Below are 14,119 nucleotides of genomic sequence, written 5' to 3'. Positions count from 1 at the left end.
GGTGCTGGTCACTCCTCGCCGAGAGCGGCGCGCCGCGCGGCGTTCTGCCGGTCGAGCTGACCGCCCTTGACGAAGCAGAACACCCACAGCGCCAGGAACACCACGCCCACCGCGTACATGAACGGTTCGATCAGCCCGGTGGCGAGGATGGCCGCCTGCAGCAGCCACCCGAACCATACACCGGCCGACTTGCCCGTCAGGCGTGAGGCAGCTGCGAGGACGATCATCGCCGCGATGCCCCCGCCGAAGGCCGCGAGGGGCGGCAGGGTGCCCTTGCCGTACACGACGAGCATCGGGAAGAAGAACATGATCGCCTCGAGCACGAGGGTGATCGAGAGCAGGCTCTCCTGCGCCCCGCGTTCGCGACGCGGCTTCCGCACCCGGGGCGGTCGACCCGGCCTGGAGGCGCGTGGTGCGTCCGTCATCACCGCTCACCTTCTGCGTGCACCAGGTCCATGACCCGGCCCACCATCACGATGGAGCCGGCGACGAGCACGAGCGCGTCCTCGGCGTCCGCCTCGTCCGCGAGGTCACGTGCCTCGTGCAGCGCCTGTTCGAGCGAGGGCTCCACGACGACGCGGTCCTCGCCGACCTCGGCCACGACGATCCGCGCGAAGGCGTCCGCGTCGAGCGCGCGGTCCCCCGGCGGCTGCGTGACGACGAACGTCTGCACGGTGTCCCGGAGCGCGCGGACGAACCCGCGGGCGTCCTTGTCGCCGAGGATGCCCACGACGCCGACGACGTGCCCGGACGGGAACGCCACGGGCAGCGCCTCGGCCAGTGCACGGGCGCCGTGCGGGTTGTGCGCGGCGTCCACGACGACCGTGGGGTCCTGCGCGATCGGCTGGAGTCGGCCGGGGCTCGTCGCGGCGGCCAGGCCCTCGGACAGCACGTCCTCGTCGAGCGCCTGCGACCCGCGGCCGAGGAACTGCTCGACCGCGGCGATCGCGAGCGCCGCGTTGTGCGCCTGGTGCTGGCCGAACATCGGGACGAACAGGTCGTCGTAGCGCCCGGCGACGCCCTGCACGGTGACGAGCTGCCCGCCGACCGCCGGGGTGTCGGACACGACGGAGAACCCGGTGCCCTCGACCGCGAGCGTCGACTCGGTCAGTTCGGCCGCCCGCTCGAGCTCCGCGAGCGCCTCGGGGGTCTGTGCACTCGACACGACGGCGGAGGACGGCTTGATGATGCCCGACTTGGTGCGGGCGATCTCGGCGACGGTGTTGCCGAGTTGCTTCGCGTGGTCGATCGCGATCGGGGCGAACACCGCGACCTGGCTCTGCACGACGTTGGTGGAGTCCCACTCGCCGCCCATGCCGACCTCGATCACGGCGACGTCCACCGGCGCCTCGGCGAAGCACGCCAGGGCGAGGACGGTGAGCGCCTCGAAGAAGGTCAGCGGGAGCTCGCCCTTCGCGGTGAGCTCGGAATCGGTCATCTCGAGGATCGGGACGATGTCGTCCCAGTTCTCGACGAAGCGGGCCGCCGCGATCGGTTCGCCGTCGACGACGATGCGCTCGCGGATCGACACAAGGTGCGGGCTCGTCATGAGCCCGGTGCGCAGCCCGTGCGCGCGGACGATGCTCTCGGCCATCCGCGCGGTCGAGGTCTTGCCGTTCGTGCCCGTGACGTGGATCACCGGGTACGCCAGGTGCGGGTCGCCGAGGAGCTCGACGGCGCGGCGGGTCGCGTGCAGCCGCCGTTCGGGTGCCTGCTCGCCGACCCGGGCCAGGAGCGCGGCCTCGACACGGCGGACCTCGTCGTCGTCCCCGCCGTAGGGCAGGGCGTCGGCCGGGGACGTGTCGCCCGCCGGTCCGACCGGGATCTCCACGCCGTCGGCACCGTCGTGGTCGACGCCGTCGTGGTCGTCGTACCGGTCGTCGTCGTACTGGTTGCCGTCGCTCATGCGCGTGCCACCTCCACGGACACCGTCGCTGCGTCGCCGACGGCCGAGCCCGCACCGGGCGCGAACGTCGTCGGGGTCACGGTCACGCTCGTCGACAGGGTCTCCGCCGCGATGAGCTGCTCGTGCGTGCGGACCGCCGCCTCGGCCTCGGTGGAGACCCGGAGCGTCAGGGAGATCCGGTCGCTGACGTCGAGGTCGGCGTCGCGACGGGCCTGCTGCACGGCCCGGACGACGTCGCGCGCCAGGCCCTCGGCCTCGAGCTCGGGGGTCGTCACGGTGTCGAGCACCACGAAGCCGCCGCCGTCGAGGAACGCCACCGCCACGGAGTCGTCCGCGACCGTGAGGTCGAGCGTGTACTCGCCCTCGACGAGGTCGACGCCGCCGACGGTGACGCCGGTCTCGGTCGCCACCCAGTCGCCCTTCTTGGCGGCCGGGATCACCTGCTGGACCTGCTTGCCGATGCGCGGACCGGCGGCGCGGGCGTTCACGGTGAGCTTCCGCTCGATGCCGTACCGGCCGAGCGAGGACTCCTCCTGCTCCTCGAGCACGACCCGCTTGACGTTGAGCTCGTCGCGGAGGATGTCCGCGAACGGCTCGACGGCGGCGGGGTCCGGCACGACGAGGGTCAGGGTGGCGAGGGGCAGACGGACGCGCTTGCCGGTGGCCTTGCGGAGCGCGAGGCCCTTCGAGGCGACGTCGCGGACGCGGTCCATGGCGGCGACGAGGGCGTCGTCCGCGGGGAACTCGCCGGCAGCCGGGAAGTCCGTCAGGTGGACGCTGCGTCCGCCGGTCAGGCCCTTCCAGATCTCCTCCGTCACGAGCGGCGCGAGCGGTGCGGCGACGCGGGTCAGCGTCTCGAGCACGGTGTACAGCGTGTCGAACGCGGCGCGGGCCTCGGGCGACGAGTCCGCCCCGAGCCAGAACTTGTCGCGCGAGCGCCGGACGTACCAGTTCGTCAGCACGTCGGCGAAGTCCCGGACGGCCTGGGCAGCGAGCGGGGTGTCGAGCGCGTCGAGGTGCGTCGTGACGTCCTCGACGAGCACGCGGGTCTTCGCGAGCAGGTACCGGTCGAGCACGTCGGTGCTCGCCGTGCTGCGCGAGGCCTGGTACCCCGTCTCCCCCGACGCGTTCGCGTACAGCGTGAAGAAGTAGTACGTCGACCAGAGGGGCAGCAGGAACTCGCGGACGCCCTGGCGGATGCCCTCCTCGGTCACGACGAGGTTGCCGCCGCGGATGACCGACGACGACATGAGGAACCAGCGCATCGCGTCGGCGCCGTCGCGGTCGAAGACCTCTGACACGTCCGGGTAGTTCCGGAGCGACTTCGACATCTTCTGCCCGTCCGAGCCGAGCACGATGCCGTGGCTGATGACGTTGCGGAAGGCCGGGCGGTCGAACAGCGCGGTGGACAGCGCGTGCATGACGTAGAACCAGCCGCGGGTCTGCCCGATGTACTCGACGATGAAGTCCGCGGGGCTGTGCGCGTCGAACCACTCGCGGTTCTCGAACGGGTAGTGCACCTGGGCGTACGGCATCGAGCCGGAGTCGAACCACACGTCGAAGACGTCGGTGATGCGGCGCATGGTCGACCGCCCGGTCGGGTCGTCGGGGTTCGGCCGGGTGAGCTCGTCGATGAACGGACGGTGCAGGTCGACCTCGCCGTCGGCGTTCGTCGGCAGCCGGCCGAAGTCGCGCTCGAGCTCCTCGAGCGAGCCGTAGACGTCCTGCCGCGGGTACGCCGGGTCGTCGGACACCCACACCGGGATCGGCGTGCCGAAGTAGCGGTTGCGGGAGACCGACCAGTCGATCGCGTTCCCGACCCACTTGCCGAACTGGCCGTCCTTGACGTTGTCCGGCACCCAGTTGATGTCCTGGTTCAGCTCGCCCATGCGATCACGGAACGCCGTGACCCGGACGAACCACGACGAGACCGCCTTGTAGATGAGCGGCTTCCGGCAGCGCCAGCAGTGCGGGTAGCTGTGCTCGTACGACGCCTGGCGGAGCAGGCGCCCCATCTCGCGCACGGCCTTCGTCAGCGGCTTGTTCGCGTCGGACCAGAGCATGCCGGCGACCTCGCCGAACTGCGCGGTGAACAGGCCGCCCTCGTCGAGGGAGAGCACGACGGGGATGCCCGCGGCCGCGCAGACCTCCTGGTCGTCGGCGCCGTACGCGGGGGCCTGGTGCACGATGCCCGTGCCCTCGCCCGTCTCGACGTACTCGGCGACCAGGATGCGCCAGGCGTGCTCGTAGCCCTCCTGGTCGGCCAGGAAGTCGAACAGCCGCTCGTACTCGACGCCGTCGAGCTCCGCGCCGACGACCGTGCGCAGCACGGCGGCGAGCGCGTCCTCGGCGCTCTCGTAGCCGAGGTCCTTCGCGTGCGCGGCCACGGTGTCGGACGCGAGCAGGTACCGGGCTGAACCGGCGGGATCGCCGTCAGCCGCGCCTCCAGGCCCTGCCGGCACGACCGCGTAGGCGATCTCGGGTCCGACCGCGAGCGCCGCGTTCGTCGGCAGCGTCCAGGGGGTCGTCGTCCAGGCGAGGGCGCGGACTCCGTCGAGTCCGAGCTCCGTCGCGCGGGTCCCGCGCAGCGGGAACGCGACGGTGACCGACTGGTCCTGGCGCATCTGGTAGACGTCGTCGTCCATGCGGAGCTCGTGGTTGGACAGCGGCGTCTGGTCGTTCCAGCAGTACGGCAGGACGCGGAAGCCCTCGTACGCGAGGCCCTTGTCCCAGAGCTGCTTCCACGCCCACAGGACGCTCTCCATGAAGGTCACGTCGAGGGTCTTGTAGTCGTCCTCGAAGTCGACCCAGCGCGCCTGGCGGGTGACGTACTGCTGCCACTCGTCGGTGTACTGCAGCACGGACTTCTTGGCGGCGGCGTTGAAGACGTCGACGCCCATCGCGTCGATCTCGTGCTTCTCGGTGATGCCGAGCTGGCGCATCGCCTCGAGCTCGGCGGGCAGGCCGTGCGTGTCCCAGCCGAAGCGGCGGTGGACCTGCTTGCCGCGCATGGTCTGGTAGCGCGGGAAGACGTCCTTGGCGTACCCGGTCAGCAGGTGGCCGTAGTGCGGCAGGCCGTTGGCGAAGGGCGGGCCGTCGTAGAACGTCCACTCGGTGCACCCGTCGCGCTGGTCGATCGAGGCCTGGAAGGTGTCGTCGCCCTTCCAGAACGCGAGGATCCCCTGCTCGACGGCGGGGAAGCTCGGCGACGGGTCGACGCCGTCTGCGGGGACGTTGAGGGGGTAGGCCACGAGCTGCTCCTGTGGGTTCGGTTCGTCTCCACGAGGACGGAGCTCGCTCCGCGGTACCACCTCGCTTGCCGGCCGCTGCTCGCGCTGCGACCGACCGCTCGTTCGCCGGATGGGTGCGGTCCGGTCCGCCCGGTTCTACTGACGGCGGTGGTGCTGCCGCGTTCTGCCGGAGGCTCCCCGGTGATGGCCGGTTCGACGCCTGTGGGGCCGAGTCTACAAGACCGGAGCATGCTGGAGCGATGCCCTCGTCTGAGAAGCAGGACCGTCCCGAGTCCCTGCTCACCGTCGTCATCGCGTTCGCCGCGAACCTGCTCGTCGCGATCGCCAAGACCATCGCCTCCCTGCTGTCCGGCTCCGCGTCGATGACCGCCGAGGCCGCGCACTCGTGGGCGGACACGGGCAACGAGGTGTTCCTGCTCGTCGCCGAGCGGCGCGGGGCGAAGCCGCGGGACACCCGCCACCCGCTCGGCTACGGCCGTGAGACCTACATCTGGTCGATGTTCGCCGCGTTCGGGCTGTTCACCGCCGGCGCCGTCGTGTCGATCTGGCACGGCATCACGCAGCTCGGCGAGAGCGGTCCCGCCGAGGACCTGCTGCTCAACTACCTCGTGCTCGCGGTCGCGTTCGTCCTCGAGGGCACGAGCTTCGTGCAGGCGTTCCGGCAGGCCCACGGCGCCGCGACCAAGCGCCGCGTCCCCGTCCTGCGGCACGTCCTGCAGTCCTCGAACCCCACGCTCCGCGCCGTCTTCGCCGAGGACGCCGCCGCCCTGATCGGCCTCGTCATCGCCTTCCTGGGCGTGTTCCTGCACCAGGTCACGGGCCTGGCGGTCTTCGACGCGATCGGCTCCATCGCGGTCGGCGTGCTGCTCGGGGTCGTCGCGATCGTGCTCATCGAACGCAACCGCCGGTTCCTGCTCGGCGAGGCCACCTCGCCGGAGCTGGAGGACGCCGTGCTCACCGAGATGCTCCGCCGCGACGAGGTCGAGCGCGTCACGTACCTGCACCTCGAGTTCGTCGGACCGTCCCGGGTGTTCCTCGTCGCGGCCGTCGACCTCGAGGGCAACGAGGACGAGGAGCACGTCGCGGTCCGGCTGCGCCGCGTGGAGGCCTCGCTCGAGACGAGTCAGTACATCGAGGAGGCGGTGCTCACGCTGAGCATCCCGGGTGACGCGTCGCTCCGGTCGCGCGGGGACGGGCAGGTGCCGTCGACGGTGCGGGACGGCACAGCGGAGGACGTAGCGGCAGGGGGCGCGGGCACGTTGCGCACCGAGTGACGCGCTGACCCGCTGACGCGCTGACGCTCCGAGCCCGGACGCCGCGCGCACCTCAGTGCGCGTCGAGCCCCACCGCGACCGGTGTCAGGGCCGCCCCGACGTACTCGACGAGCGCCCGGCGCCCGACGCCGTCGGCGACCCACACCCCGAACGCCGCCGCGGCCGCACCGAGCATCGCCCCGGACACCGTCTGCGGCCACAGCGACATCGGGTGCTCCCCGGTCCGCGACCCGACGAACGCCGCGACCGCCCCGTGCTGCGCCATCACCCGCGCCGCCACGCTGGCGACGAGCTCGGACCCGATGTCCATCACCTCGGCCTGCGCGATCGCCCACGGCACGCGCTCCGGGTCGTGCGCCCGGGCGGCCGCGAGCAGGGCCTCCTCGACGGCGCGGACCGGGCTCGCCTCGGTCGACGCGGCGAGGAACCGCGGGACGTCGGCCACCGCGGCGTCGAGCTCGAGCCAGAGCACGTCGGACTTCGCGGCGAAGTAGTTGAAGAACGTCGCACGGCTGACCCCGGCCCGGGCGGCGATGTGGTCGACCGTCGTCCGCGCGTAACCCTGCTCCAGGAACAGCTCCGCGGCGGCGTCGGCGAGCACCTCGGCGCTCGACCGTCGGGGGCGGCCACCGCGCCTGGTCGTCTCGTCCATGCGCACAGTAAACCGCTAGACTCGATCCGCCATGATCTTGGACCGAGTACAGAAAACAGCCCGCGCGCGCCGAGCCAGCTCCCGTGGCACCGTCCTCCGGAGCACCACGACCGCCGTTGCCGGGGCCGCAGCGGTCCTGCTGGCGCTGACCGCATGCACGGGCGGCGGCGCCGCGACGTCGAGCAGCACGCCGGTGTCCGGCGGCACCCTGACCTACGCGTCCGGGGACGCCGAGCCGACCTGCCTCGACCCGCACGTCGGCGGGAACTACCCGCAGGCGCTGCTGTCGACGCAGTACATCGAGGAGCTCACCGCGCTCGACGACGGCAAGCCGGTCCCCGCCCTCGCGGAGTCCTGGACGACGAGCGACGACGGGAAGACCCTGACCTTCCGGCTCCGGGACGACGTGCGGTTCTCGGACGGCACGGCGTTCGACGCGGCGGCGGTCGTCGCGAACATCGAGCACGTGCAGGACCCGGCGACGGCGTCGAGCACGGGCTACCTCGCGCTGCAGTCGATCACGAAGGCCACCGCGACGGACGACCACACCGTCACGCTCACCCTGAGCCGCCCGGACAGCGCCCTGCTCGAGTCCTTCTCGCAGCCGTGGGTGGGCATGGAGTCCCCGAAGGCCCTGCAGCGCCCGCAGGCCGAGAACTGCGAGTCCCCCGTCGGCACCGGCCCCTTCACGATCACGGACTGGAAGCACGGGGACCGGGTCACGCTCGCGAAGAACGACGACTACTGGGGCAGCACGAAGCCGCGGCTCGACGGCATCACCTGGCGCTTCCTGCCCGACTCGACCTCGCGGTACGCGGCGCTGCAGTCCGGTCAGGTGGACGTCATCGACAACGCGCAGCCCGACCAACTGAAGGCCGCCTCGGCGAAGGGCGCGATCCGCGACCTCGACGCCCCGCGGCCCGGCGCCTCGAACCGTCTCGAGCTCAACTCCGGCCACGGCGTCTTCCGCGACGAGGCGGTCCGCAAGGCCTTCATCGCCGGTGCGGAGATCGACCCCGGGCTGCAGAGCCTGTTCCTCGGGACCGCGAAGCGCTCGTACTCGGTGCTGTCGAGCGTCGAACCGTTCGCGTACTCCGACCCGAGCCTGTTCCGGTACTCCCCCACGAAGGCGAAGCAGCTGCTCGACGAGGCCGGCTGGAAGGTCGGCAGCGACGGCGTGCGAGAGAAGGACGGGCAGCGCCTGACCGTCACCTTCCCGGTGTCGACGAACCAGTCGGTGCCCGCCGAGCGCAGCCTGTTCCAGCAGGTCCAGGCGTCGGAGAAGGCCGTCGGGTTCGACGTCCGCCTGCAGGAGCTCGACCTGTCGAGCTGGTACGCCGCCCTGGCGAAGAACGAGTACGACGTCGTCAGCGCCCCGTACACGAAGGTCGGCGCGGACGTCCTGCGCATCCTGTACGACAGCGCGAGCATCGAACCGGCACCGTCCGGCTACTTCGCCAACCTCGCCCAGCTCGACGACCCGCAGGTCGACCGGCTCCTGCAGCAGGCCGCGCAGACCGCCGACACCGCCGAGCGCGGGAAGCTCTACGAGCAGGCGCAGCGGCTGATCCTGGCGAGCGGCACGGTGCTCCCCCTGTACGACCAGCAGAACCACTTCCTGTACCGCTCGTCGGTCCACGGCATCCGCACGACGGCCGTCTCGACGCCGTGGTTCGGCACGGCCTGGATCGACCGCTGACGCGGTCACCGGACGGGAGGCCCGTGGTGCGTCGTGCGCGCGGCGGCCTGCCCGTCGGCTGGTCCGGCTGGGCACTGTGGGGAATCCGTCGCGTCGCCGGCGGGATCGGCGTGCTCTGGGCGGTCGCCACGATCGTGTTCGTCGCGATCCGGCTCATCCCGGGTGACCCGGCGCTCGCGATCCTCGGCGGGCCCGGGTCGCAGGCCTCCGCCGAGGCGGTCGCGCAGGTCCGCAGCGAGTACGGGCTCGACCGACCCGTGCTCGTGCAGTACGCGGTGTTCCTCGGCCGGCTCGCGACGGGCGACCTCGGCGACTCGTACGCGTTCCGGACGCCCGTGGCGACGCTCCTCGGGCAGCAGCTCCCCGTGACGCTGACGCTCGCGGTGACGGGGCTGGTCGTCGCGTGGGTTCTCGCGGTCGTCGCCGCGTGGTGGTCGACGCAGCGGGGCCGGGTGGCCGCGGCGCTGACCGGGGCGATCACGGTCACGGCGAGCGTCGTGCCGCACTTCTGGCTCGGCAGCGTGCTCATCGTGGTGTTCGCGAGCGGCCTCGGCTGGGTCCCCGCCGTGTCCGACGGCAGCGTGGCGGGCTGGGTGCTCCCGGTCCTGACGGTGGCGGTGCCGGTCGCCGGCTACCTGGCCGAGACGGTCCGGGACGGCGTGGTGGACGCCCAGCGGTCGGCGTTCGCGCTCGCCGCGCGGGGTCGCGGCGAGTCCCGCCTCGGGCTGTTCGGGCGCCACCTGCTCCGGCACGCCGCACTCCCCGGAATCGCGCTGTCCGCGTGGGCCTTCGGCTCGCTCGTGTCCGGCGCGGTCGTCGTCGAGTCGGTCTTCGCGCTGCCCGGGATCGGCCGCGCCCTGGTCGCGGCGGTGACGCAGCGCGACATGCCCCTCGTCGTCGGCATCGCGATGGTGTCCGCCGTGGCGTACGTGGTCGTGCTCGCGGTGGCCGACCTCGTCGAGCGGGTCGTCGACCCCCGCGGCGGCGACGGCGCAGCGCGCAGCGGTGCCCGGCGACGGGTCGGGACGCGCCACGGGGCGGTGGCGCGGTGAGCGGCATCGTCGACCCGCGCCTCCCGGCCGGTGGTGCCGTGGAGCGCCCCGGCGACCCTGCCCGCCGATCCGAGCGGTCCCGTGGGGGGACGCTCGGGCCGGTCGGCACCGTCGCCGCGGCGGTCGTCGTGCTCGCGGTCCTCGCGGCGGCGTTCCCCGCGCTGCTCGGCGGCGGGGACCCGCTCGCCGTGCACCCGACCGACGCGCTGCAGGCGCCGTCGTGGGCGCACCCCTTCGGCACCGACGAGTCCGGTCGCGACGTGCTCGGCCGTGTGGTCGCGGGTACCAGGGCGTCGCTCCTGGTCGGTGTGCTGGCGACCCTCGTCGGCGGGGTCGCCGGCGTCGTCCTCGGCACGGTCGCCGGGCTCGGTGGCCGGCTCGTCGACGCGGTCGTCGGGCGGATCACCGAGGTGGCGTTCGCGCTGCCCCTGCTGCTCGTCGCCCTCGTGGTCATAGCGGTGACCGGACCGGGTCCGGTGCCCGCGACCCTCGCGGTCGGGGCGGCGACCGCGCCGGGCTACGCACGGATCGTCCGCGGACTCGTCCGCACGGCCCGACGCTCGCAGGTCGTCGAGACGGCCGTGCTGCAGGGCCGCTCCCCCTGCGTCGTGCTGGTGCGGCACGTCCTGCCCGCGGCGCTGTGGCCCGTGGTCGCGGTGGCGACCCTCGGCGTCGGGCAGGCCGTCGTGTGGGCGTCGGCCCTGAGCTACCTCGGTGTCGGGACCCCGCCGCCGGCCCCGGAGTGGGGCGCGATGCTCGCCGACGGTCGCACCTACCTGCTCACGGCACCGTGGACGAGCACCTTCCCCGGGCTGGCGATCGTCGTGCTCGCGACCGCTGTGACCGTGCTCGGCCGTGCCGTCCGACGGAGCGGGGCGCCGCGGTGAGCGGGCCCGGCGTGGACGAGCTCGGCGCGAGCGTGCTCGACGTGCGCGGCCTGACCGTCCGGGCGGGTGACGCGGTGCTCGTGCACGACGTCGCGTTCACGGTGGCGCGCGGGGAGTGCGTCGCGCTCGTCGGGGCCTCCGGTTCGGGCAAGACCGTCACCGCGCGGGCGGTGCTCGGGCTCTCGGCGGCCGGGACCTCGGTGGACGCCGAGGTACTCAGGCTGGCCGGACAAGACGTCCGGGGGTTGTCGGAGCGGCAGTGGCGGCGACTCCGCGGTGCCACGGTCGGCTACGTCGGGCAAGAGGCCCTGGGCGCCCTCGACCCGCTCCGCCCGGTCGGCCGCGAGGTCGGCGACGCCCTGCGGCTGCACACCCGGATGACGGCCGCCGAGCGGATCGATGCCGTCCGGACGGCGCTCGCGGCGGTCGACCTCGACCCGGACCTGGCGCACGACGGCCGGCTCGCGGGCACGCTCTCGGGCGGGATGCGGCAGCGTGCCCTGATCGCCGCGGCCACGGTCGGCGCTCCGGACCTCGTGGTCGCGGACGAGCCGACGACGGCCCTCGACGCGGCCGTCGCCGTCACCGTGATGGAGCAGCTGCGTGCCGCGCAGCGCCGCGGGGCCGGGCTGCTCGTCATCACGCACGACCTCGGGCTCGTCGCGGGGTGGGCGGACCGGGTCGTCGTCGTGGACGACGGCACGGTGGTCGAGCAGGGTCCGACCTCGGCGGTGTTCGCCGCACCGGAGCACCCTGTGACGCAGGCACTGGTGCGGTCGGCCCGGGCCGACCGGTCCCGCGACGACGCCGGCGACGATGCTGGTGACGGACCCTCGGCGACGGGCGGCCCGGCGATCCTCGCGGGGCGCGGCCTCTCCCGGTCCTTCGCGGGCGTTCCCGCGGTGCAGGACGTCTCGTTGTCCGTGCGGCCGGGGCGCGTCCTCGGCGTGATCGGGGCCTCCGGGTCCGGCAAGACCACGGTCGCGCGGATGCTGCTCGGCCTCGAGGAACCGGACGCGGGCACGGTCACGCTCGACGGCGCGCCGTGGGTGCCGCTGCCGGAGCGCGACCGTCGGGCACGCCGGCACCGCGTGGCCGCCGTCGTGCAGGACCCCGGTGCCACCTTCGACGAGCGGTGGACGGTGGAGCGGGTGCTCGCGGACGCGCTGTCCGACGGCCGCGAGCGCCGCGTGCGCGGGGCACTGGGCGGACGTGTCGACGAGGCGCTGCGGCAGGTCGGACTCGACCCGGCGCTGCGGCCACGGTCGCCGTGGACGCTCTCCGGCGGGCAGCGGCAGCGGCTCGCGATCGCCCGGGCGCTGGCGACGTCGCCCGAGGTGGTGGTGCTCGACGAGCCCGTCACCGCCCTCGACGCGACCGTGCAGGACGCGGTGCTGACGCTCCTCGAGCGGCTCCGGGACGAGACCGGGGTCGCGATGGTCCTCGTGTCGCACGACCTGCGGGCCGTCCGGCGGACGGCGGACGAGGTGCTCGTCGTGCACGGCGGCCGGGTCGTCGAGCACGGTCCGGCCGCGCGGGTGTGGGCCGCGCCGGAGCACCCGGAGACCGCGCGCCTGCTGGCCGCGGCCGCGCGGCTGGCCGCCGGCCCGTCCTGAGCGCGCACCGGACCGCTCTGGTCAGCGCCGAGTCTCGTGCTCGGCGACGAGTCCCGGGCCTCCCGGCCCGGGACTCGTCGCCCTGCCCGAGACTCGGATCCAGGGCGCGCGCTCGACGCGACCACACGCAGGAGGCGCGGTGCGGGACGGACCCGCACCGCGCCTCCAGGCCGGTGGACGTGGCGCCTACGCGCCCGTCGTCTCCTTGTCCTGCCCCGGCTTCGGGGCGTCACCCGAGATGATCGGGATCTCGCTCGTCGAGAAGTCCTTCGCCCAGTCGGACTGCGCGAGCTCCGACGTCGGGTCGTTGTAGTCCTTGATGACGTCGGCGATCTCGTCCTCGTGCGCGACCGTCGGGCCCGAGCCCATCAGCGGGGTCGCGGCGGTCTCCTTGGTGAAGTACACCGCGACGAGGCCGATCACGGCCGCGGCCATCAGGTAGAAGGCCGGGATGTCCTCGGCCCACGACAGGCCCGCGTCCTTCGCACCGGCGATGAGCGCCTGCGTCGCGAGCGGGGTGGTGCCGCCGAACAGCGAGACGGACACGTTGAACGCGATCGCCAGGGCGCCGTAGCGGATGATCGTCGGGAACAGCGCGGGGAGCGTCGACGGCATGGTCGAGGTGAAGGTCACCAGGACCAGGCCGAGGAGCAGCAGCCCCGTGAAGACGCCGACACCGGTGCCGGTCTGGACGAGCTTGAGCGCCGGCCACGACAGCACGAGGAAGCCGATGCAGCCCGCGGCGAGGACCGGACGACGACCGAACCTGTCGGACAGCCGACCGCCGAACGTGATGACGACCATCATCAGGATCATGACGATGACGATCAGGATCAGGCCGAACGTCGCGTTCTGGCCGAGGTTCGTCTCGAGGTACGTCGGCATGTACGACAGCAGCATGTAGTCGGTCACGTTGAAGACGAGCACGAGGCCGATGCAGACGATGAGCGAGCGCCAGTTCTCGGCGAACAGCTTGAGGAACGGCGTCTTCTGCGACTCGCGCTCGGCTGCCTGCTCCTGCTGCTTCTGGAAGGCGGGGGTCTCCTCGAGCTTCAGGCGCAGGTAGAGCCCGATCAGGCCGAGCGGGCCGGCGACGATGAACGGGATGCGCCACCCCCAGCTGAGGAGCGCGTCCTCGGGCATGGCGTACTGCAGGACGGTGACGATCGACGCACCGAGGACGTAGCCGGCCAGCGTGCCGAACTCCAGCCACGAGCCCATGAACCCGCGGCGCTTGTCCGGCGAGTACTCGGCGATGAAGGTCGCGGCGCCGCCGTACTCACCACCGGTCGAGAAGCCCTGCACGAAGCGCGCGACGAGCAGCAGGACCGGGGCCCAGAAGCCGATCGTCGAGTACGACGGGATGAGGCCGATCATGAGCGTGCCGGCGGCCATCAGGATCATCGTCAGCGCGAGGACCTTCTGCCGGCCGATCTTGTCACCGATCGGGCCGAACACCGCGCCACCGATCGGGCGGACGATGAACGCCGCGGCGAAGAAGCCGAACGTCGCGACGAGGTTCGAGGTGGGGTCGCCCTCGGGCAGGAAGACCTTCGAGATCGTGACCGTGAGGTACGCGAAGATGCCGAAGTCGAACCACTCCATCGCGTTGCCGAGTGCGGCGGCGGCGACCGCGCGCTTGAGCAGTGACTCCTCGACGACGGTGACGTCGTCCTCGGTCAGCTTGCGTCGCGCGCGCTTCGCGGCGGCCTTCGTGCGCAGCGGGCGGTCGCCCTGCTGGTTCCGTGCTTCGTGCGGTGCCAAGTTCGTTCCTCCGGTAGT

The 14,119-nt window shown here is 72.7% G+C and carries 10 protein-coding genes; 5 read left to right on the top strand and 5 right to left on the bottom strand.

Annotated features, from left to right (window positions below):
* Positions 1-8 precede the first annotated feature (8 nt).
* The 3 genes from DEU32_RS01835 to ileS are packed head-to-tail and all read right to left on the bottom strand — an operon-like array spanning position 9 to position 5,157.
* Positions 9-425: a DUF4233 domain-containing protein gene (locus DEU32_RS01835; protein WP_083519912.1), complete on the bottom strand. Its 417-nt coding sequence runs from the start codon at positions 423-425 to the stop codon at positions 9-11.
* Positions 425-1,906: a folylpolyglutamate synthase/dihydrofolate synthase family protein gene (locus DEU32_RS01830; protein ID WP_114849066.1), complete on the bottom strand. Its 1,482-nt coding sequence runs from the start codon at positions 1,904-1,906 to the stop codon at positions 425-427. Before DEU32_RS01830 ends, DEU32_RS01835 begins: the two co-directional genes overlap by 1 nt.
* Positions 1,903-5,157 (bottom strand): isoleucine--tRNA ligase, encoded by a 3,255-nt coding sequence (ileS, locus tag DEU32_RS01825; RefSeq protein WP_114849065.1) that lies wholly within the window; start codon positions 5,155-5,157, stop codon positions 1,903-1,905. Before ileS ends, DEU32_RS01830 begins: the two co-directional genes overlap by 4 nt.
* 239 nt (positions 5,158-5,396) lie before the next feature.
* Between ileS and DEU32_RS01820 the strand changes: the two genes are divergently transcribed.
* Positions 5,397-6,431: a cation diffusion facilitator family transporter gene (locus DEU32_RS01820; RefSeq protein WP_114849064.1), complete on the top strand. Its 1,035-nt coding sequence runs from the start codon at positions 5,397-5,399 to the stop codon at positions 6,429-6,431.
* 52 nt (positions 6,432-6,483) lie between these two features.
* Here the strand turns inward: DEU32_RS01820 and DEU32_RS01815 are convergent, their stop codons facing one another.
* On the bottom strand, positions 6,484-7,083 hold the full coding sequence (locus DEU32_RS01815; RefSeq protein WP_058742996.1) for a TetR/AcrR family transcriptional regulator: 600 nt from the start codon (positions 7,081-7,083) through the stop codon (positions 6,484-6,486).
* A 31-nt stretch (positions 7,084-7,114) separates the two neighbouring features.
* On the opposite strand from DEU32_RS01815, the gene DEU32_RS01810 reads away from it, so the two are divergent.
* The 4 genes from DEU32_RS01810 to DEU32_RS01795 are packed head-to-tail and all read left to right on the top strand — an operon-like array spanning position 7,115 to position 12,337.
* Positions 7,115-8,782, top strand: coding sequence for an ABC transporter substrate-binding protein (locus DEU32_RS01810; protein ID WP_114849063.1), 1,668 nt, complete (start codon positions 7,115-7,117; stop codon positions 8,780-8,782).
* Between the two features lie 23 nt (positions 8,783-8,805).
* Positions 8,806-9,834 (top strand): ABC transporter permease, encoded by a 1,029-nt coding sequence (locus DEU32_RS01805; RefSeq protein WP_258554752.1) that lies wholly within the window; start codon positions 8,806-8,808, stop codon positions 9,832-9,834.
* Positions 9,831-10,721 (top strand): ABC transporter permease, encoded by an 891-nt coding sequence (locus DEU32_RS01800; RefSeq protein ID WP_181819160.1) that lies wholly within the window; start codon positions 9,831-9,833, stop codon positions 10,719-10,721. The genes DEU32_RS01805 and DEU32_RS01800 overlap by 4 nt, the downstream gene beginning before the upstream one ends.
* A gap of 11 nt (positions 10,722-10,732) precedes the next feature.
* Positions 10,733-12,337 (top strand): ABC transporter ATP-binding protein, encoded by a 1,605-nt coding sequence (locus DEU32_RS01795; RefSeq protein ID WP_258554751.1) that lies wholly within the window; start codon positions 10,733-10,735, stop codon positions 12,335-12,337.
* 186 nt (positions 12,338-12,523) lie between these two features.
* On the opposite strand, the gene proP is transcribed toward DEU32_RS01795, so the two are convergent.
* Complete coding sequence (gene proP, locus DEU32_RS01790) at positions 12,524-14,101, bottom strand: glycine betaine/L-proline transporter ProP (RefSeq protein ID WP_258554750.1); 1,578 nt, start codon at positions 14,099-14,101, stop codon at positions 12,524-12,526.
* Positions 14,102-14,119 lie beyond the last annotated feature (18 nt).

It is taken from the genome of Curtobacterium sp. AG1037 (assembly GCF_003349855.1).
Classification (GTDB): Bacteria; Actinomycetota; Actinomycetes; order Actinomycetales; family Microbacteriaceae; genus Curtobacterium; species Curtobacterium citreum.
Note: the sequence above shows the minus strand (reverse complement) of the source record. Positions and strands in the feature narration are given on the sequence as shown.